Raw genomic sequence first — 17,954 nt, forward strand, 5'->3', positions numbered from 1 at the left:
CGTCCCTTGCCTGCGGTCAGAACGTCGAAAACCAGGGCGAATGCGGCAGGATGATCAGCAGCAGGCGTTCGAACACCAGCCACACCGCGACCGCGTTCGCCACCGCCACCACGGCCAGCACCGGCCAGCGCCGGTAGCCCAGCAGCACCGGCAGGGTGGCCACGAAGCCGATGCTGGCGAGGAGGAAGCCCAGCCGGTCGACCGCCAGCCCGTAGAGGACCGTCAGGGCGATCGCCGCCGCCGCCTTGCCGAGCCCCTCCGTCGCCGCCGGCACGCGGCGGCGGCGCAGTTCGCCGACGATCACGACGACGGCGAGCACGGCCATGCCGCTCAGCACGATGCGGGGGAAGAACGCCGGGCCGACCCCCTGGACCGCCCGGCTGAGGTGGTAGTCGTCGCGGAACGTCTCGACCCAGAAGAGGACGGCGGCGCCGAGCAGGCCGCCGGCCACCGCCGCCGCCAGGGAGCCTTGCGAGGGGCTGCGCACGGCGTCGCCTCACTCGGCCTTGAGGCCGGCGCTCTCCAGGAGGTAGCGGTTGCGCTCCCACTGGCGCCGCACGTATCCCGAGAACGCGGCGCCGTCCATGAAGGCGACGGGCTGGGCCAGGTCGTCCATCAGCTTGCGGAAGGAGTCCGCGGCGGTGGCCGCCTTGCAGGCGGCGCCCAGCGCGGCCTTGGCGTCGGCGGGGATCCCCTTGGGCGCCACCAGCCCGCCCCAGATCGGCGCCTCGATGTCGAAGCCCTGCTCCTTGGCGGTCGGCAGGTCGGGCAGGTCGGCCAGCCGCGCCGCCTGCAGCACGGCGAGCCCCTTGATCTGCTCCTTGTTCTTGGACAGGAAGGAGACGTGCGGCACGAAGACGTCGGCGGTGCCGTCGAGCAGGGCCTTGTAGGCCGGCCCGTCGCCGTTGACCGGCAGGTAGGTGAGCTGGATCTGCGCCCCGTGGGCCAGGGCCAGCCCGGCCACGTGGGGGATCGAGCCGATCGCCTGCACCGCGAAGTTGAGCTTGCCGGGGTTGGCCTTGGCGTAGGCCACCAGCTCGCCCAGCGTGCTGTAGGGCGCGTCCCGCCGCACCGCGAACACCGACGGCGCCGAGTAGGCGAGGCAGACGTAGTCGAACGAGTCCAGGTCGTAGGGCAGCTTGCGCAGATGCGGCTGCGTCGTCAGCGGGCCGACCGGCGCCATCGCCAGCGTGTAGCCGTCGGCCCGCGCCCGCACCGCCTCGGCGACGCCGCTCACCCCGCCGGCGCCGGCCACGTTCTTCACCACCACCTCGGTGCCGAGCGCCTTGGCCATCGGCTCCTGCATCGCCCGCGTCGTGATGTCGGTGCCGCCGCCGGCGGCGAACGGCACCACGATCGTCACCGGACGGTCGGGAAAGGCGAAGGCGGTGGCCGCCGGCACCGCGCCCGCCATCCCGACCACCACCGCCGCGAACCTCGTCCACCGCTTCAGCATGTCGCCCGCCCCTCCCCGATTACGGCCGTTCATGGCCGCCGCTCCGGCGGCCAGGCGTTCCGTGTAATGGATTATTGTTCCATTTTGTGCGAGGCCGCGGCACAATGCAAGCCATTCGTGGGGGAAGCGAACGATCGCCGGGAACCGCGGACGAGACGACCATCGGAAGGGAGAGGACCGTGCGCTTCAATGGACGGACGGCGCTCGTCACGGCCGGCGCCGCCGGGCTCGGCCGCGGCATCGCCGCCAGGCTCGCCGCGGAGGGCGCCGCGGTGATGGTGTGGGACCGCGACGAGGCGGCGCTGGCGGCGCTCGGCACCGGCGACGCCGGCCGGCCGGTCGACGGCATGGCGGTCGACGGCATGGCGGTCGACATGACCGACCCGGACGCCGTCGCCGCGGCCGCCGCGGCGACCGAGCGGCGGCTGGGCCGCATCGACGTGCTGGTCAACAACGCCGGCGGCTCGCTGCACACGCCGCAGCCTTTCCTGGAGGAGAGCGAGGAGGACTGGGCGCGGGTGTTCGCCCTCAACGTCGACGCCACGGTGCGCACCTCGCGCGCCGTGCTGCCGGGCATGAGGGAGCGGCGCTACGGCCGCATCGTCAATCTCGGGTCGAAGGCGGGGCGGTTCGGCAGCCTGTTCGCCGGCGCCAACTACGCCGCCGCCAAGGGGGCGGTGCAGTCGATGACGCTGCAGATCGCCCGCGAGTTCGGTCCGTTCGGCATCACCTGCAACGCCGTCTGCCCCGGCGCCATCCTGACGCCGCGGGTCGACCGCCTGCTGTCCGAACGCAAGACCGCCGCCGAGCGCGAGGCGATGGTCGCCGACATTCCGCTGCGGCGCCACGGCCGGGTCGAGGACGTGGCCGCCGCCGTCGCCTTCCTGGCGGCGGAGGAGGCGGCGTTCGTCACCGGCGTCATGCTGGACGTCAACGGCGGCCAGGCAATGGTGGCGTGATGGCGGCGGAGCGGAGCGGGCCGGTGCTGGTGACCGGAGCGGGCGGCTTCCTCAGCGCCTGGGTGCTGGCGCGCCTGCTCGCGGCCGGCGAGGCGGTGGTCGCCTTCGACCTGGTGGACGACCGCCGCCGCCTCTCCCTCCTGGTCGGCGACGCCGCCGCCGCCGCGGTGCGCTGGGTGACCGGCGACGTCACGGACGGCGCGGCGGTGCGCCTGGCGGCGGAGCGCGCGGAGGCGCGCGCCATCCTGCACCTGGCGGCGCTCACCATCCCCGCCTGCCGCGCCAACCCGGTGCGCGGTGCACTGGTCGACGTCGTCGGCCACCTCAACGTCTTCGAGGCGGCCCGCGTGCTGGGCATCCGCCGGCTCGTCTACACCAGCTCGGCGGCGGCGCACCCGCGCGGGCGCCTGCGCGCGCCGGCCAACCTGTACGGCGTCTACAAGCGCGCCGACGAGGACATCGCCAAGGTCTATTTCCTCGACCACGGCATCGCCAGCGTCGGCCTGCGTCCCAACGTGGTCTACGGGCTCGGCCGCGACGACGGCGAGACCGCCGCCATCACCCTGGCCATCCGCGCCGCCGCCGAGGGGCGGCCCTACGCCATGCCGTTCGCCGGCACCATGTGCTTCCAGTACGCCGGCGAGGTCGCCGAGGTGATCGTCCGCTGCCTGGCGGCGCCGGCCTCCGCCCCCATCGTCTCCGACGTCACGGTGCGCGAGGAGACCACGGACGACGTGCTGGCCGCCATCGCCCTGTGCGATCCGCGGGCGCGCATCCTGCCCTCGCCGCACCAGCGGCCGAAGCCGGACACCGTTCTCGACGACGCCCCGCTGCGCGGGCTGATCGGCGACTGGCCCGCGACCCCCCTGGCCGAAGGCGTGCGGCTGACCTTCGAGGCCTACCGCCGGGGCGGCGCCATGGCGTGATCTCCGGGAATATCGCGCGGGATATCCTGGCATCGCTCAGGTCGACGAGGCCGAAGACGGCGTTCTCGACGCCGTCTTTTCCGCAGATGCGCCGCAATTCGCGCCGTCGCTCCGGCATCGTGACTTCGGACGTCTTGACCGTGCGGCCGGCCCCATGGAGATATTGGGACCGGTTCGATCCCAGGTGGTATCGCATGGCTGCGCAGACCGTTCCTTTCCGCCGCTTCTCCACCGACGCCCTGCCGCGGCGGGAGCGCTTCGGCGCCTGGCGGGAGGCCATGACCGCGGTCTACGAGATCGCCGCGCCCGACGAGGAGGACCGCGCGCGCTTCTCGGGCGTCGCGACGAGCGCCCATCTCGGCCCGCTGATCGTCGGCACCATGGATGTCGATCCGCTGGCCTACCACCGCTCGCCGGCCCGGATCCGCGCCGACGGCATGGACCACTTCATCGTCCGCCTGGACCGCGCCGGGGTCGCCGGCAACGCCCAGGACGAGATCCTCGTCAAGGACATGGGCCAGGCGCTGGTGCTGCCCGCCATGCGGCTGGACGGCGCCTGCATCATCGTCCCGCGGGACGTCATGACCGCCATGCTGCCGCGCGCCGACGCCCTGCACGGCACGCGGCTGCGCGGCGTGATGGGGCGCCTGCTCGCCGACCACATGCTGGCCCTGGCCGAGGCCGCCCCGGCGCTGGGCGTGCGGGAGGCGCCCCTCGTCGCCCGCGCCGCCCGGGAGATGATCGCCGCCTGCCTGGCGCCCTCGCACGACACGCTGGCGCCGGCGCGCCCGCAGATGCGCGCCACGGCGATGGCGCAGGCCCGCCGCTACGTCGACGCGCACCTGACCGACCCGGCGTTGACCGCCGAGCGGCTGTGCCGCCACCTGGGCCTGTCGCGCTCGGCCCTCTACCATCTGTTCGAGCCGCACCACGGGGTGGCCCGCTACATCCAGGGGCGCCGGCTCGCCCGCGTCCGCGATCTCCTGGCCGACCCGGCGGAGCGACGCCGCATCGGCGACCTCGCCTTCGACCACGGCTTCGCCAGCGAGGCGCACTTCAGCCGCGCCTTCCGCCGCGCCTTCGGCTGCACGCCGTCGGAGGTGCGGGGCGGCGCCGGCGCGGCGGCGGCCCGCCGGAGCCGCGCCGCCGGACGCCCGGCGGCGGGGGAGTTCCCGGACTGGCTGCGCCGCCTCGGCGACTGACGACGGCCCGGCACGGCCCGGCACGACACGGCCAGGCGCCTCACGCGGGCGCCGCCCGATCCGACCGGCCGGCCGGCCGGCCGGAAGCGTCAGGCCGCCCAGAACGGCTTGGCGATCTCCCGCTCGGCGGCCGCCTCGTCGAAGCCGATGTCGTCGCGGTGATGGGGGCTCATCCGCGCCAGCGCCCGCCGCAGGTCGCGGCGCTCCCGCCACGTCGCCGGCAGCCGCAGCACGCGGGCGACGAAGGCGGCGGCGCCGGCCGGCCGGGCCCGCGGGGAAACGGCGTCGATGAATGCGTGCATGACCATCCCGGTGTGCAATCGTCTCGGCGCCGGGACCGCTGCCCCGGCGGCGGCACCCTAGGCCGGACCGTCCGACGGGCGTTATCCCGCGGGTCCGGATCTTTTGACCGTCCGTCCGGCGCCGGTGGACGCGCGTCCGGTCATCGGCGCTGACCCAACGTTTCCACCTTCCCTCCGCCCCGGAATGTGTCACCATGCGTGCCACATTCCCGGAGGACCCGAGGAGCGTCATCATGGAACACCGTCGCAACCACCCGCCGCGGCACATCGTTCTGACCTCCCACCCCGGCGGCAGCCGGGTGCGCCACACGCCGGTGCAGTGGGGGGCGCCGACGGCGGCCGAGCGCGGGCCGGTGGTGGCCTCCCTGTCGGACCCCGGGCACCGCAACGCCATCGGCGCCCACGCCGGCAGCTACGCCGTCTACCGCGCGCTCGCCGTGGCGGCCGGGCAGCTCAGCGCCCACCACGTCCCCGACCTCACCAACACCGCCCCGGCCGAGCCGATCGGCCCGCACCCGCAATGGTTCGACCCGGAGACCATCGTCTCCATCGACCCGTTCGGCCACATGGTCAGCGAGGCGTTCGCCGACCATCTCGAACGGGGCGTCGACGTGCGCCCGACCATCGCCGTCACCAAGGCCCGCATCAAGGTCCCGGAATTGGCGGACGCCATGCGCGCCGGCCGGCTCGTCCCCGACGGGGAGATCCTGCTGCCCTCGGGCGACGCCCGCGTCACCAAGATCGCGGTGGAGCCCGTATGGTTCCTGCCCGGCATCGCCAAGCGCTTCGGCATCGGCGAGAGCACCCTGCGCCGCGGCCTGTTCGAGAACACCGGCGGCATGTTCCCGGAGCTGGTGACCCGCAACGACCTCAAGGTCTTCCTGCCGCCCATCGGCGGCCAGACCGTCTACATCCTGGGCGACGTCGCCGCCCTGGCGGACCCCGACCGCAAGGTCACCTGCCGGGTGCACGACGAATGCAACGGGTCGGACGTCTTCGGCTCGGACATCTGCACCTGCCGCCCCTACCTGACCCACGGCATCGAGGAGTGCATCCGCGGCGCCCAGGAGGGCGGGGCCGGCCTGGTCGTCTACAACCGCAAGGAGGGGCGGGCTCTCGGCGAGGTGACCAAGTTCCTGGTCTACAACGCCCGCAAGCGCCAGCCCGGCGGCGACCGCGCCGACGCCTACTTCGAGCGCACGGAGTGCGTGGCCGGCGTCCAGGACATGCGCTTCCAGGAGCTGATGCCCGACATCTTCCACTGGCTGGGCGTCCGCCGAATCGACCGCATGGTGTCGATGTCCAACATGAAGTCGGACGCCATCCGCCGCGCCGGCATCGAGATCGTCGAGCAGATCCCGATCCCCGACGAGCTGATCCCCGACGACGCCAAGGTGGAGATGGACGCCAAGAAGGCCGCCGGCTACTTCACCCCGACGGTGCCGACCAAGGACGAGCTGGCGGTCGCCAAGGGCCGGGGGCTGACCGAGTGAGCGGGGCGTCCGTCGCCTGGCTGCTGTCGGCGCAGGCCGTGCGCGAGCGCGCCCACGCCCTGCTGGAGGAGGCCGGGGGGAACGGGCTGCCCCACTTCGCGGTCCACCCGGAGCTGCTGGACGCCGCCGCCGACCTCGTCGCCGAAGTGACGCGCGCCGCCTACCCCGACCTCGCCGTCCCCTATCACAGCCGCTGGCGCCACTTCGTGGTCGGCCGGACCGACCGCTGGGCGGCGCTGGCGGCCCGCCTCGACGGGGTGGAGCGCGACGAGATCGCGCGCATCCGCTTCGATCTCGCCGTCACCAGCGTGCTGCTGGACGCCGGCGCGGGCGAGCGCTGGCGCTACCGCGATCCCGAGAGCGGCACCGTGCTGGCGCGCTCCGAAGGGCTGGCCATCGCCAGCCTCGACCTGTTCCGCAGCGGCGCCCTGTCCGACGAGCCGCGCGGACGCCCGCTGCGCGCCGACGCCGCGGCGCTCGGCCGCGTGACGCCGGCCACCCTGGCCGCCGGCTTCCAGGTGAGCGACGGCAACCCGCTGGTCGGGCTGGAGGGGCGGGCCGAGCTGCTGCGCCGCCTCGGCGCGGCGCTGACCCGGGCGCCCGACCTGTTCGGCCGGGCCGGCCGCGTCGGTGTCCTCTACGACGCCCTGAAGGAGCGGACGGCGGGCGGCGCGCTGCCGGCCACCGCGATCCTGGAGGCGGTGCTGCGCGGCCTCGGGCCGATCTGGCCGGGGCGGATCGAGCGTTCCGGCGTCAACCTCGGCGACGTCTGGCGCCATTCCCGCGCCCCGGCCGACGGGTTGGTGCCGTTCCACAAGCTGTCGCAGTGGCTCACCTACTCGCTGGTCGAACCGCTGGAGGACGCCGGCGTCACGGTCACCGGCCTCGACCGGCTGACCGGGCTGCCCGAGTACCGCAACGGCGGCCTGTTCGTCGACACCGGCGTGCTGGTGCCGAAGGAGCGCCGCATCCTCGACACGCCCCTGGAGGTCGGCGACGAGGCGGTGGTGGAATGGCGCGCCCTCACCGTCGCCCTGCTCGACCGGCTGGCCGACGCGGTGCGCGAGCGGCTCGGGCGGTCGGCCGCCGACTTCCCGCTGGCCCGGGTGCTGCAAGGCGGGAGCTGGACCGCCGGACGCGCCATCGCCCGGCGCCTGCGCCCCGACGGCGGCCCGCCCATCCGCATCGTCAGCGACGGCACCGTGTTCTGACCCCCTCATCGACGGACCCGCGCCCCATGCCGATCCCGACCCTGACCCTGATCGACCATCCGCTGATCCAGCACAAGCTGAGCCTGCTGCGCAAACGCGAGACGCCGACCGGCCGCTTCCGCGAGGTGATGCGGGAGATCAGCCTGCTGGTGGGCTACGAGCTGACCCGCGACCTGCCGCTCGACACGACGTCCATCGAGACGCCGCTGCAGGGCATCGACGCGCCGATCCTGGCGGGCAAGAAGCTGTGCCTGGTGTCGATCATGCGCGCCGGCCAGGGCTTCCTCGACGGCATGCTCGACCTGCTGCCCTCGGCGCGGGTCGGCCACATCGGCCTCTACCGCGACCAGGAGACGCTGACGCCCGTCGAGTACTACTTCAAGGTCCCCACCGACATCGAGGAGCGACTCGTGCTGCTGGTCGACCCGCTGCTGGCGACCGGCCACTCCGCCACCGCCGCCGTGCACCGGCTGAAGGACGCCGGCGCCTCGGCGATCAAGCTGGCGGTGCTGGTCGCCGCACCGGAGGGGCTGCGGAACTTCCACGAGGCGCACCCCGACGTCCCGGTCTACGCCGCCTGCGTCGACCGGGAGTTGAACGCGCAGGGCTACGTCCTCCCCGGCCTCGGCGACGTCGGCGACCGGCTGTACGGCACGCGCTGACGGGCGTACGCTCACCTCCTGGCCAACTGCCGCCATCTTCGGCAGCCGCCGGGCGGGCCGCGCCACGGGCGGCAAGGGCGGCCGGGCTGGCACCGCCGTTGCATCGGGGCGGCGGCTCCACACGAACGGAAGAGGGGACTTCGATGCGGACAGGGTGGTTCGGGACGACGCGGCGCGCCGTCCTCGGCGGGCTGGCGGTGGCGTGCACGGTCCTGGCGGCCGGCGTGCCGGCGTGGGCGCAGGACAAGCTGAAGGTGGCCGGGATCTACACCGTGCCGATCGAGCAGCAGTGGGTCAGCCGCATCCACAAGGCGCTCACCGCCGCCAAGGAGCGCGGCGACATCGACTATGTCTGGGCGGAATCGGTGGCCAACACCGACTACGAGCGGGTCATGCGCCAGTACGCCGAGGGCGGCCAGCAGCTCGTCGTCGGCGAGATCTTCGGCGTCGAGCGCGCCGCCCGGGCCGTCGCCAAGGACTATCCCAAGACCGCCTTCCTCATGGGCTCCAGCTTCCCGCCGCAGGAGCCGAACCTGGCGGTGTTCGACAACTACATCCAGGAACCGGCCTACCTCACCGGCATGATCGCCGGCGGCATGACCAAGTCGAACGTCATCGGCATGGTCGGCGGCTACCCCATCCCCGAGGTGAACCGCCTGATGAACGCCTTCATGGCCGGCGCCAAGGAGGTGAACCCGCAGGTCAAGTTCATGGTCAGCTTCATCGGCTCGTGGTTCGACCCGCCCAAGGCCAAGGAGGCGGCCTTCGCCATGATCGACCGCGGCGCCGACCTCCTGTACGCCGAGCGATTCGGCGTCTCCGACGCCGCCAAGGAGCGCGGCGTGCTGGCCGTCGGCAACGTCATCGACACCCAGCCGCAGTATCCCGACACCGTGGTGGCCAGCGCCCTCTGGCACATGGAGCCGTCCATCGACCGCGCCATCCAGCAGGTCAAGGCCGGCACCTTCAAGGCCGAGGACTACGGCCCCTACAGCATGATGAAGCACAAGGGCTCCAGCCTGGCCCCGCTCGGCACCTTCGAGGCCAAGGTGCCCGGCGACCTGATGAAGACGGTCCGCGCGCGCGAGGACGCCATCGCCAAGGGCGCCTTCGAGGTGAAGGTGGACGATTCCGAACCGAAGTCGACGATGTAAGGGCGGGTGCGGATCGAAAACACGAAGATTGAAAGATTTTAATCTTATCATCTTTCAATCTTCATGTTTTTTACTCGGACAAATCCCGTCAGCATGACGCTGTTCCATTATGCCTCACCCCGCACCGCCCATCGCGCTCCGCCTCGATGGCATCACCAAGCGCTTCGGCACCCTGCTCGCCAACGACGGCATCTCGCTGACCCTGCGCGCCGGCGAGGTGCTGGCGCTGCTCGGCGAGAACGGCGCCGGCAAGACGACCCTGATGAACATCCTGTTCGGCCACTACGTCGCCGATTCCGGGACCGTCGAGGCGTTCGGCCGCCCCCTGCCCCCGGGCTCGCCGCGCGCGGCGCTGGAGGCCGGCATCGGCATGGTGCACCAGCACTTCACCCTGGCCGACAACCTCTCGGTGCTCGACAACGTGACGGCGGGCACCGAGCCGCTGTGGCGGCCCTGGCGCGACGCGGCCAAGGGCCGGCGCCGGCTGGCGGCGCTGGCCGAGCGCTTCGGCCTGGCGGTCGACCCCGACGCGGCGGTGGGAGCGCTGTCGGTCGGCGAGCGGCAGCGGGTGGAGATCCTGAAGGCGCTCTACCGCGACGCCCGCGTGCTGATCCTCGACGAGCCGACGGCGGTGCTGACCCCCCAGGAGGCGGCGGGCCTGTTCGAGACCCTGCGCCGCCTCACCGCCGAGGGCCTGGCGGTCGTCTTCATCAGCCACAAGATGAACGAGGTCTTCGCCGTCAGCGACACCGTGGCGGTGCTGCGCGCCGGCCGTCTCGTCGCCACGCGGGCGACGTCGGGCACCGACCGCCACGAGCTGGCCGAGCTGATGGTCGGCCGTGCCGTCAAGCCGCCCACCCCGGCCGCCCTGCCGCCCGGCGCCGCGGTGCTGACCCTGGACGGCGTCACGGTCGCGTCCGGCCACGGCCGGCCGCTGCTCGACCGGGTCGACCTGACGGTGCGCCGCCACCAGGTGGTCGGCATCGCCGGCGTCTCGGGCAACGGCCAGGCGGCGCTGGCCGAGCTGGTCGCCGGCACCCTCGCCCCCGACGGCGGGAGCATGGCGCTGCTCGGCGACCGGGTGACGGCGCCCGACCCCGCCGCCATGGTCCGCCGCGGCGTCGCCCGCATCCCCGAGGACCGCCACGCCACCGGCCTGGTCGGCGCCATGAGCGTGTGGGAGAACCTGATCGCCGAGCGCTACCGCGACCCCGCCTTCTCCCGCTTCGGCATCCTGCGCCGCGAGGCGGCGCGGCGCTACGCCGCCGAGACCATCGCCGCCTTCGACGTGCGCTGCCCCGGCCCCGACGCCCGCACCCAGCTCTTGTCCGGCGGCAACATGCAGAAGCTGATCCTCGGGCGCACCCTGGCGCACGGGCCGTCGCTGATCCTCGCCAGCCAGCCCACCCGCGGCCTCGACGTCGGCGCCGTGTCCTACGTCCACGGCCGGCTGCTGGAGGCGCGGGCGGCCGGGGCGGGCGTGCTGCTGATCTCCGAGGACCTCGACGAGATCCTGGCGCTGGCCGACGTGGTGGCGGTGATGTACCACGGGCGCCTGACGCCGCCCCTGCCCCACGGGGCGGTGTCGGTGCCCCAGCTCGGCCTGCTGATGGCCGGGCACTGGGAGGTCCTGCCGGAGATCGTCGATGCGGCTTGAGGCGCGGTCCCACATCCCCCTGCCCGCCCGCCTGCTGGCGCCGGCCGGCGCCGTCGCGGCGGCGCTGCTGCTGTGCGCCGGCCTGCTGGCATGGAGCGGCGCGCCGGTGCTGCACGCCTACGCCCTGCTGGTCGACGGCGCCGTCGGCTCGCGCTTCGCGCTGACCGAGACGCTCACCCGGGCGACCCCGCTCGTCTTCACCGGGCTGGCGGTCGCCGTCGCCTTCCGCGCCCGGCTGTGGAACATCGGCGCCGAGGGGCAGCTCTACATGGGGGCGCTGGCGGCGGTGGTGCTCGGCGGCGGCCTGCTCGACCTGCCGGGCTGGCTGCTCGGGCCGCTGGTGCTGGTCGCCGGGGCGGCGGCCGGCGGCCTCACCCTGCTCGGGCCGGCGGTGCTCAAGGTGCGCTTCGGCGTCGACGAGGTGGTGACCACCCTGCTCCTCAACTTCGTCGTCCTGCTAATCGTGTCGATGCTGCTGGAGGGGGCGCTGAAGGACCCCATGGGCATGGGCTGGCCGCAGTCGGCGCCGGTGCTGCCGGCGGCCGAGCTGCCCAAGCTGGTGGAGCGCACGCGCCTGCACGCCGGGCTGCTGCTGGCGCTCGGGCTGGCGCTGCTGCTGTGGTTCGTCGACACCCGCACGGTGTGGGGCTACGAGGCGCGCGCGGTCGGCGCCAACCCCGGCGCCGCCGCCTTCGCCGGCATGGCGGTGCCGCGGGTGCTGCTGCGCACGGCGCTGCTGTCGGGCGGGCTGGCCGGGCTGGCCGGCGCGGTGGAGGTGGCGGGATTGAAGGGCTACCTGACCCTCGACCTGTCGCCGGGCTTCGGCTACAGCGGCATCGTCGTCGCCATGCTGGCCCAGTTGCACCCGCTGGCGGTGGTGGCCGGCGCCCTCTTCATCGCCGCCGTCTTCGTCGGCGCCGACGCCATGAGCCGGGCCGCCGCCGTCCCCAACTACATCGCCGACGTGCTCGTCGCCACCAGCCTGCTGTGCATGCTGGTCGCCGGGCTGCTGGCGCGCTACCGGCTGCGGCGGGGCTGAGCCATGGCCGAGATCCTCGACGTCCTCGTCTCCGCCGCCTTCTGGACCGCGGTGCTGCGCATCGCCAGCCCCTACATCCTCGGCACGCTCGGCGAGCTGGTGTGCGAACGCGCCGGCGTGCTGAACCTCGGCATCGAGGGGATCATGACCTTGGGCGCCATGGCCGGCTGGCTGGCCGTCTACCAGGGCGCCGACCTGTGGACCGGCGTCCTCGCGGCGGCCGCCTGCGGGGCGCTGCTCGGCCTGCTGCACGCCGTGCTGACGGTGCCGCTCGGCCTGTCGCAGCACGTCACCGGCATCGGCGTGACCCTGCTGGGCACCAGCCTGTCCTATTTCGTCTACCGCCTCGTCCTGCCCCAGGCCACCACGCCGCCGACGGTGGAGCCGTTCCAGCCGCTGGCGCTGCCGGGCCTGCTGGCGCAGACGCCGCTGACCTACGCCGCCTTCGCGCTGGTCGGCGTGGTCGCCTGGGTGCTCTACCGCACGCCGGCGGGCCTGGCGGTGCGCCTGGTCGGCGAGAATCCGGCGGCGGCCGAGGCGCAGGGCCTGTCGGTGACCGCCGTGCGCATGGGCGCCGTGGTCGCCGGCAGCGCGCTGATGGCGCTGGGCGGCGCCTTCCTCACCTTGTCCGCCTTCAACGCCTTCTTCTTCAACATGGTCAACGGCCGCGGCTGGATCTGCATCGCGCTGGTCGTCTTCGCCTCCTGGCGGCCCGGCAAGGCGCTGCTGGGGGCGCTGCTGTTCGCCGCCTTCGACGCCTTCCAGCTCCGCCTGCAGCAGATCGCCGGCGGCGCGCTGCCCTACCAGCTCTTCCTGATGCTGCCCTACCTCCTCAGCATCCTGGCCCTGGTGGTCATGTCGCGCCGCGCCGCCTACCCGCGGGCGCTGATGATCCCGTACCGCAAGGGCGAGCGGTAGGGCGGCGGCCGCGCGTCCGCTTTGCGCCAGGAGCGGACGGGATGGGTTCCGAATGACCTCGAAGTCTGTCCGGGAACCCGTCCGACAAACTGTGTGTCCGGAAGCCCATCACCGGTGTGGGTTGCCGGACAGCCTCCAGCGCGGCCGTCAAACGGCCGGGGCTGCTGAAAAATGCCGGGTGAGCCAATGTGCGCCTTTGACGGGTTCCCGCTTCGACGGATCAGGAGCAGCAGCCATGTCGGCCGAGCAGCGGCGAGGCGGCAAGGGTGCGGGCTGGCGAGCATTGGGCGCGATGATCCCCGACGATCCTATTCCGTGGCGAATAGGCCGGCCGATCGACCTGGGCGAGCTGCGTGACGCACCATTCGACGTTCAGTAAGAACCGTCATGGCCGCTTCCGCGGATCACGTCCGCAACGCGGTCAGTCCCCACCAGAGCAAGATCGCCTTTGGCCGGATCGGCCGAAAGCGATCTTGCTCCAGGCGGTGAAGCTGGCCATGCCGAGGATGCCGGGCGGCTGCGAGGGCCGCGCCATGCCGTTCGGCAGGCGGCGCAGATCAGACCTGCGCCATGCCGCCGTCGACCGGCAGCTCGGCCCCGGTGATGAAGCTGCTTTGGTCGCTGGCGAGGAACAGCGCGGCCGAGGCCACTTCGTCGGCACGACCCATACGGCCGAGCGGGATCAGCTTCGTCAGCGTCTCGCGCACCTCGTCGGACGCCGCCGCCATCATGGCGGTGTCGGTTGGTCCCGGTGCCACGACGTTGACGCGGATGTTGCGGGGCGCCAGTTCGTTGGCCCAGGTCCGCGCGAACGAGCGTACGGCGGCCTTGGTCGCCCCGTAGACGCCATAGCCTTTGGTGCCGATCGCGTCGGCGATCGAGCCCACCAACACGATCGAGCCACCATCCGGCATGATCGCCGTCGCAGCCTTGGCGGCAAACAGCAGCGCGCGCACGTTGAGGTCGAAGGTCCGGTCGAAATGATCCTCGCTGATGTCGTCGAGGGTCGCAAACTCGGAGATGCCGGCGTTGACGGCGAGCACGTCCACCCGTCCGGCCTCGCTGCTCACCGCCTCGAAGAAGGCGGCGAGCGCCGTCAGATCGGCGGCATCGACGCGGCGCGCGCGCAGCCTGCCGGCCCCAAGCTCGACCTCCCCCTCTTCGGCGCGACGACTGGTGGCGTAAACGGTGGCGCCTTCCGCCGCGAACCGCTCCGCGATGGCGCCACCGATGCCGCCCTGGCCACCGACGACGACGGCGATTTTTCCTGAAAGCCTGCTCATACGTCCTCACATCGCTGGTGATGACGAACAGGTATCATTCCTCTATCTAATCACAAGAACGCACCAGATGGTGCTCAGATATCGAGGCGTATACCCATGTCCAAAGACGTGCTCGAACTGCCGCTTGACGTCACCGCGACGCGGCCCATCCTCGAACACATCGCCAACAAGTGGACGGTGCTGATCCTGAGCGTCCTCTGCACGCAGCCGGCGCGGTTCAACGACCTCAAGCGCCGTCTCGACGGCATCACCCACAAGGCTTTGTCTGAGGCATTGAAGCGTCTGGAGCGCAACGGCCTCGTCAGTCGCAAAGTCCTGCCGACGCAGCCGATCGGCGTCGAGTACACGATCACCGCTCTTGGCTGCTCGCTACGCGAACCCTTTGCTGCCCTTTACAACTGGTCGCTCGCCAACGGCTCCGCGCTGGAAAGAGCGCAGCGTGCCTATGACTCATCGAGAAGGAAGGGAGGGTTGGAGGAGGAGATCTAGCAACCAGAGGGCATGCCAAGCTTTTCCGACTGTCCGGGACACAGGGACCATCTCAAACGACGATGGTCCCGCCGCCGGAGCACCCGGCCCCTCTTCCGGACGCGATGATCCTGTTCAACGGACGATCGGGCACGCCCTCCGCCGCCATGGCGCCGACGAGCCCCCATCACCGCCGGGTCCTGCGCCGCGCCGCCCATCCGCGGGCGCTGACGATCCCGCACCGCAAGGGTGAGCGGCGGGTTCAGGCCCGGCCGACGTCGCGCGCACAACCATCCGATGCGAACGGACCGACGCCGTCTCCGGTTGTGGCGTCATGTGTCAGAATTCAGCAAATTCCACCAACAATCAGCATGTGATCTTTTCCAAACGTTACATTGCAACGCTTGCACAGTTCGGTTCCAAACGGTACACAGCCAGTCATCGGCCAATATCAGCCGACAGCGGCGGAATATATACTCGTCTCGATCCGGACGATGTGAAGGCCGGCTGCTCCCCAGGCGACCTGTGAACCGGAGACCGGTCGATGACCGTCAACGTCTCGAACACCACGGAACTGGCCAACGCAATCGTTGTGGCCAACGGTGGCGGCGATTCCAACATCGTCCTGACCGCCGACATCGACCTCAACGGGGCCAAGCTGCTGCCGCTCATGGTGAGCATGACGATCGATGGCGGCGGACACACCATCGACGCCGGCGACCTGACGCGCGTGTTCTACGTCCATGCCGGCACGGTGACGATCTCCAACCTGACGATCGACAACGCGTTCGCCCAGGGCGGTGCCGGCGGGGGTGGCGCCGGTGGCGGCGGCGGGCTGGGTGCCGGCGCGGCGATCCTCGTGAACTCCGGCGCCAACGTCCAACTCAACGGCGTGACCGTTGCCGACGCGGCCGCCACCGGCGGAGCCGGCGGCAGCGGGGTCGCCGGCCAGGGCGGCGGCGGCGGCGGCGGCCCGGGGGGCGCCGGCGGCACCGGGGGGAGCGCGGCGGACGGTGCCGGCGGCGGCGGCGGCGGCGGGCTGCTCGGCCCGGATCTCGCCGGTCTGACCGGCGGCGTCGGCGTCGGCGGCGCGGGCTCGCGCGGCGGTGGCGGCGGTGCCGGGCTGTTCGGCGGCGGCGGCTACGGCGGCGAAGGCGGCGGCGGTGGCGGCGGCGGCGGGGACACCGGCTCGGGCACCGCGGGGTTCTACGACGGTGGCAACGGCGGCGGCGCCAACTCGGGCTTCGGCGGCTCGTCCGGCGGCTCGTCCGGCGGCGATGCCGGCGGCGATGCCGACGGCGACCAGGGCGGCGGCGGCGGCGGCGGCGCCGGGCCGCCGGGCGGCGCCGGCGGTGCGGGTGGCCTGTTCGGCGGCGGCGGCGGCGGCGGCACCGGCGCCGGTGCGGGCGGGGCCGGCGGCTTCGGCGGCGGCGGCGGCGGCAGCGGTGACGGCGGGACGGGCGGCACCGGCGGGGCCTTCGGCGGCGGCGGCGGCTCCTCCACCGGTGGCACCGGCGGATTCGGCGGCGGTGGCGGCGGCGGGAGCACCGCGGCGGGAGGGGCCGGTGGGTTCGGCGGCGGCGGTGGTGGCGGGGCCACGGCCGGCGGGGCCGGCGGCACCTTCGGCGGCCAGGGCGGCACCGGCGCCGGCAGCGCCGGCGGCGGCGGAGCGGCGCTGGGCGGCGCGGTCTTCGTGCGGTCCGGCGGCAGCCTCACCATCACCGACAGCGACTTCACCGGCACCTATTCGGTCACCGGCGGAACCACGACGGGCGCGGGTGGCGCCACCGCCGGCCAGGCCCACGGCACGGTGATGTACCTGGACGGCACCGGCACGACGACCCTGAGCGTCGGCACCGGCCTCACCCGCACCATCGCCGGCGCCGACGCCATCGCCGGCGACGGCACGCTCGCCAAGGCGGGGGACGGCACCCTGGTGATCTCCGGCAGCAACGCCAACTTCACCGGCACGACGACCGTTTCCGGCGGGCGGCTGTCGGTGACGGGCGCGCTGTCCGGCGGCGGTGCCGTCGACGTCGCCTCCGGCGCCACGCTCGGCGGTTCGGGCAGCATCTCCGGTGCCGTCGGCGTCGCCTCCGGCGGCACGCTCTCGCCCGGCGACAGCCCGGGGCGGATCGCCACCGGCGACCTGTCGCTCGCCGCCGGTTCGACCCTGTCCATGGAGATCGACGGCACCACCGCCGGCACCCTCTACGATCAGGTCGCCGTCACCGGCGCGGTCGACGTCACCGGCGCGACCCTCTCCGCGAGCTTCGGCTTCACATCAACCACCGGGGCGACGTTCGTCCTGATCGCCAACGACGGCAGCGATCCCGTGATCGGGACGTTCAGCGGCCTCGCCGAAGGCGCCACCGTCACGAACGGCGACCGGACCTACCAGATCAGCTATGTCGGCGACGACGGCAACGACGTGGTTCTGACCGACACCACCGTCCCGCCACCCGACGGCGGCAACGGTGGGAACGGCGGCAATGGCGGAGACGGCGGCAACGGCGGCAACGGCGGCTCGACCACGGTGACGACGCCGGTCCTCGGCAACCAGGTCACGGTGGTCGACGCCAGCACCACCAACACCACCGTGGACGGCGTCACCGTCGAGCAGCGGCGCCTCACCACCAGCACCGGCGTGGTGGTGGAGATCCTCGACATTCCCGTGGTGACGGCCGACCGCGCCGAGCAGGTCGGCACCACCCCCCAGGCCGACGTTCCGCTGGTGTGCGACGCCGCCACCGGCGCGACCACTCTGGCCGCCAGCGTGCCCACCGGCGTCGGCCTGCGGATGGAGGGCACCTCCGGCACGCGGACCCCGGCCGACGCGCTCGCTGGCCTCATCCAGGCGATCCAGGCGCGCACCACCGGCCAGCCCGCCGAGCAGGGGGCGATGACCGGGGTGGGCGCGAGCTTCCTCGGCGCGCTGCCGACCGACGCCCAGCTCACCGTGCGCACCATCGTGCCGACGGTGGCCGACGGCACCGCCACCGTGGCCGGGACCCTGCGCATCACCGGCGGCACGCCGACCGGCGGCAGCGCCCGCGAGGCGCTGGTGATCGACGCCACGGGCCTGCCGTCGGGGACGGTGATCGAGCTGGACGACGTGGCGTTCGCCGCCGTCGTCGGCGCGGTGCGGGTGACCGGCGGGGCGGGCAGCCAGGTGGTGACGGGCGACGGGTCGGCGCAGTACATCGTGCTGGGGGCCGACGACG

The 17,954-nt window shown here is 73.0% G+C and carries 17 protein-coding genes; 13 read left to right on the forward strand and 4 right to left on the reverse strand.

The window, feature by feature from the left end; translation table 11 throughout:
* Nucleotides 1-16: 16 nt before the first annotated feature.
* Nucleotides 17-487, reverse strand: a complete 471-nt coding sequence (locus tag ACSBPG_RS20315; RefSeq protein WP_435539029.1) for a tripartite tricarboxylate transporter TctB family protein — start codon at nucleotides 485-487, stop codon at nucleotides 17-19.
* Between the two features lie 9 nt (nucleotides 488-496).
* Nucleotides 497-1,456: a Bug family tripartite tricarboxylate transporter substrate binding protein gene (locus tag ACSBPG_RS20320; protein WP_435539030.1), complete on the reverse strand. Its 960-nt coding sequence runs from the start codon at nucleotides 1,454-1,456 to the stop codon at nucleotides 497-499.
* A gap of 179 nt (nucleotides 1,457-1,635) precedes the next feature.
* On the opposite strand from ACSBPG_RS20320, the gene ACSBPG_RS20325 reads away from it, so the two are divergent.
* The 3 genes from ACSBPG_RS20325 to ACSBPG_RS20335 all read left to right on the forward strand — a co-directional run bounded on the left by ACSBPG_RS20325 (nucleotide 1,636) and on the right by ACSBPG_RS20335 (nucleotide 4,543).
* Nucleotides 1,636-2,415: an SDR family NAD(P)-dependent oxidoreductase gene (locus tag ACSBPG_RS20325; protein ID WP_435539031.1), complete on the forward strand. Its 780-nt coding sequence runs from the start codon at nucleotides 1,636-1,638 to the stop codon at nucleotides 2,413-2,415.
* Nucleotides 2,415-3,341 carry an NAD-dependent epimerase/dehydratase family protein gene (locus tag ACSBPG_RS20330; RefSeq protein WP_435539032.1) on the forward strand — a complete coding sequence of 309 codons (927 nt, stop codon included), beginning with the start codon at nucleotides 2,415-2,417 and terminating at the stop codon, nucleotides 3,339-3,341. The genes ACSBPG_RS20325 and ACSBPG_RS20330 overlap by 1 nt, the downstream gene beginning before the upstream one ends.
* A 194-nt stretch (nucleotides 3,342-3,535) precedes the next feature.
* Nucleotides 3,536-4,543 carry a helix-turn-helix domain-containing protein gene (locus tag ACSBPG_RS20335; RefSeq protein ID WP_435539033.1) on the forward strand — a complete coding sequence of 336 codons (1,008 nt, stop codon included), beginning with the start codon at nucleotides 3,536-3,538 and terminating at the stop codon, nucleotides 4,541-4,543.
* Nucleotides 4,544-4,632: 89 nt separating this feature from the next.
* Here ACSBPG_RS20335 and ACSBPG_RS20340 read toward each other — a convergent pair whose 3' ends face one another.
* Complete coding sequence (locus tag ACSBPG_RS20340; RefSeq protein ID WP_435539034.1) at nucleotides 4,633-4,845, reverse strand: DUF1127 domain-containing protein; 213 nt, start codon at nucleotides 4,843-4,845, stop codon at nucleotides 4,633-4,635.
* Between the two features lie 233 nt (nucleotides 4,846-5,078).
* Between ACSBPG_RS20340 and ACSBPG_RS20345 the strand changes: the two genes are divergently transcribed.
* From ACSBPG_RS20345 to ACSBPG_RS20380, 8 genes are all read left to right on the forward strand, one after another.
* Complete coding sequence (locus ACSBPG_RS20345) at nucleotides 5,079-6,338, forward strand: GTP cyclohydrolase II (RefSeq protein WP_435539035.1); 1,260 nt, start codon at nucleotides 5,079-5,081, stop codon at nucleotides 6,336-6,338.
* Complete coding sequence (locus ACSBPG_RS20350; protein ID WP_435539036.1) at nucleotides 6,335-7,549, forward strand: URC4/urg3 family protein; 1,215 nt, start codon at nucleotides 6,335-6,337, stop codon at nucleotides 7,547-7,549. The genes ACSBPG_RS20345 and ACSBPG_RS20350 overlap by 4 nt, the downstream gene beginning before the upstream one ends.
* A 26-nt stretch (nucleotides 7,550-7,575) precedes the next feature.
* The gene (gene upp, locus ACSBPG_RS20355; RefSeq protein ID WP_435539037.1) at nucleotides 7,576-8,211 is read left to right on the forward strand and encodes a uracil phosphoribosyltransferase; all 636 of its coding nucleotides are present in this window, start codon (nucleotides 7,576-7,578) and stop codon (nucleotides 8,209-8,211) included.
* 143 nt (nucleotides 8,212-8,354) lie between these two features.
* Nucleotides 8,355-9,365, forward strand: coding sequence for a BMP family protein (locus ACSBPG_RS20360; RefSeq protein WP_435539038.1), 1,011 nt, complete (start codon nucleotides 8,355-8,357; stop codon nucleotides 9,363-9,365).
* A 109-nt stretch (nucleotides 9,366-9,474) separates the two neighbouring features.
* Nucleotides 9,475-11,022, forward strand: coding sequence for an ABC transporter ATP-binding protein (locus tag ACSBPG_RS20365; RefSeq protein WP_435539039.1), 1,548 nt, complete (start codon nucleotides 9,475-9,477; stop codon nucleotides 11,020-11,022).
* Nucleotides 11,012-12,061 carry an ABC transporter permease gene (locus ACSBPG_RS20370; protein ID WP_435539040.1) on the forward strand — a complete coding sequence of 350 codons (1,050 nt, stop codon included), beginning with the start codon at nucleotides 11,012-11,014 and terminating at the stop codon, nucleotides 12,059-12,061. The genes ACSBPG_RS20365 and ACSBPG_RS20370 overlap by 11 nt, the downstream gene beginning before the upstream one ends.
* 3 nt (nucleotides 12,062-12,064) lie before the next feature.
* Nucleotides 12,065-12,979, forward strand: a complete 915-nt coding sequence (locus ACSBPG_RS20375) for an ABC transporter permease (protein WP_435539041.1) — start codon at nucleotides 12,065-12,067, stop codon at nucleotides 12,977-12,979.
* Nucleotides 12,980-13,214: 235 nt separating this feature from the next.
* The gene (locus ACSBPG_RS20380) at nucleotides 13,215-13,358 is read left to right on the forward strand and encodes a hypothetical protein (RefSeq protein WP_435539042.1); all 144 of its coding nucleotides are present in this window, start codon (nucleotides 13,215-13,217) and stop codon (nucleotides 13,356-13,358) included.
* A 178-nt stretch (nucleotides 13,359-13,536) separates the two neighbouring features.
* On the opposite strand, the gene ACSBPG_RS20385 is transcribed toward ACSBPG_RS20380, so the two are convergent.
* Nucleotides 13,537-14,262 carry an SDR family NAD(P)-dependent oxidoreductase gene (locus ACSBPG_RS20385; protein WP_435539043.1) on the reverse strand — a complete coding sequence of 242 codons (726 nt, stop codon included), beginning with the start codon at nucleotides 14,260-14,262 and terminating at the stop codon, nucleotides 13,537-13,539.
* Between the two features lie 96 nt (nucleotides 14,263-14,358).
* Between ACSBPG_RS20385 and ACSBPG_RS20390 the strand changes: the two genes are divergently transcribed.
* A complete protein-coding gene (locus tag ACSBPG_RS20390; RefSeq protein WP_435539044.1) occupies nucleotides 14,359-14,751 on the forward strand; it encodes a winged helix-turn-helix transcriptional regulator in 393 nt (130 codons plus the stop codon).
* Between the two features lie 523 nt (nucleotides 14,752-15,274).
* The coding region (locus tag ACSBPG_RS20395; RefSeq protein ID WP_435539045.1) for a pectate lyase-like adhesive domain-containing protein at nucleotides 15,275-17,954 on the forward strand (2,680 nt) is incomplete at its 3' end.

The sequence above is a fragment of the Azospirillum sp. ST 5-10 genome (assembly GCF_051225715.1).
Lineage (GTDB): Bacteria > Pseudomonadota > Alphaproteobacteria > Azospirillales > Azospirillaceae > Azospirillum.

Excerpts from the sequence above, each read along its gene's own strand:
- ACSBPG_RS20380 (WP_435539042.1), top strand. The coding sequence starts at position 13,215 with ATGTCGGCCGAGCAGCGGCGAGGCGGCAAGGGTGCGGGCTGGCGAGCA.
- ACSBPG_RS20330 (WP_435539032.1), top strand. The coding sequence starts at position 2,415 with ATGGCGGCGGAGCGGAGCGGGCCGGTGCTGGTGACCGGAGCGGGCGGC.
- ACSBPG_RS20345 (WP_435539035.1), top strand. The coding sequence starts at position 5,079 with ATGGAACACCGTCGCAACCACCCGCCGCGGCACATCGTTCTGACCTCC.
- ACSBPG_RS20370 (WP_435539040.1), top strand. The coding sequence starts at position 11,012 with ATGCGGCTTGAGGCGCGGTCCCACATCCCCCTGCCCGCCCGCCTGCTG.
- ACSBPG_RS20385 (WP_435539043.1), bottom strand. The coding sequence starts at position 14,262 with ATGAGCAGGCTTTCAGGAAAAATCGCCGTCGTCGTCGGTGGCCAGGGC.
- ACSBPG_RS20340 (WP_435539034.1), bottom strand. The coding sequence starts at position 4,845 with ATGCACGCATTCATCGACGCCGTTTCCCCGCGGGCCCGGCCGGCCGGC.
- ACSBPG_RS20335 (WP_435539033.1), top strand. The coding sequence starts at position 3,536 with ATGGCTGCGCAGACCGTTCCTTTCCGCCGCTTCTCCACCGACGCCCTG.
- ACSBPG_RS20365 (WP_435539039.1), top strand. The coding sequence starts at position 9,475 with ATGCCTCACCCCGCACCGCCCATCGCGCTCCGCCTCGATGGCATCACC.
- upp (WP_435539037.1), top strand. The coding sequence starts at position 7,576 with ATGCCGATCCCGACCCTGACCCTGATCGACCATCCGCTGATCCAGCAC.
- ACSBPG_RS20320 (WP_435539030.1), bottom strand. The coding sequence starts at position 1,456 with ATGCTGAAGCGGTGGACGAGGTTCGCGGCGGTGGTGGTCGGGATGGCG.
- ACSBPG_RS20390 (WP_435539044.1), top strand. The coding sequence starts at position 14,359 with ATGTCCAAAGACGTGCTCGAACTGCCGCTTGACGTCACCGCGACGCGG.
- ACSBPG_RS20360 (WP_435539038.1), top strand. The coding sequence starts at position 8,355 with ATGCGGACAGGGTGGTTCGGGACGACGCGGCGCGCCGTCCTCGGCGGG.
- ACSBPG_RS20375 (WP_435539041.1), top strand. The coding sequence starts at position 12,065 with ATGGCCGAGATCCTCGACGTCCTCGTCTCCGCCGCCTTCTGGACCGCG.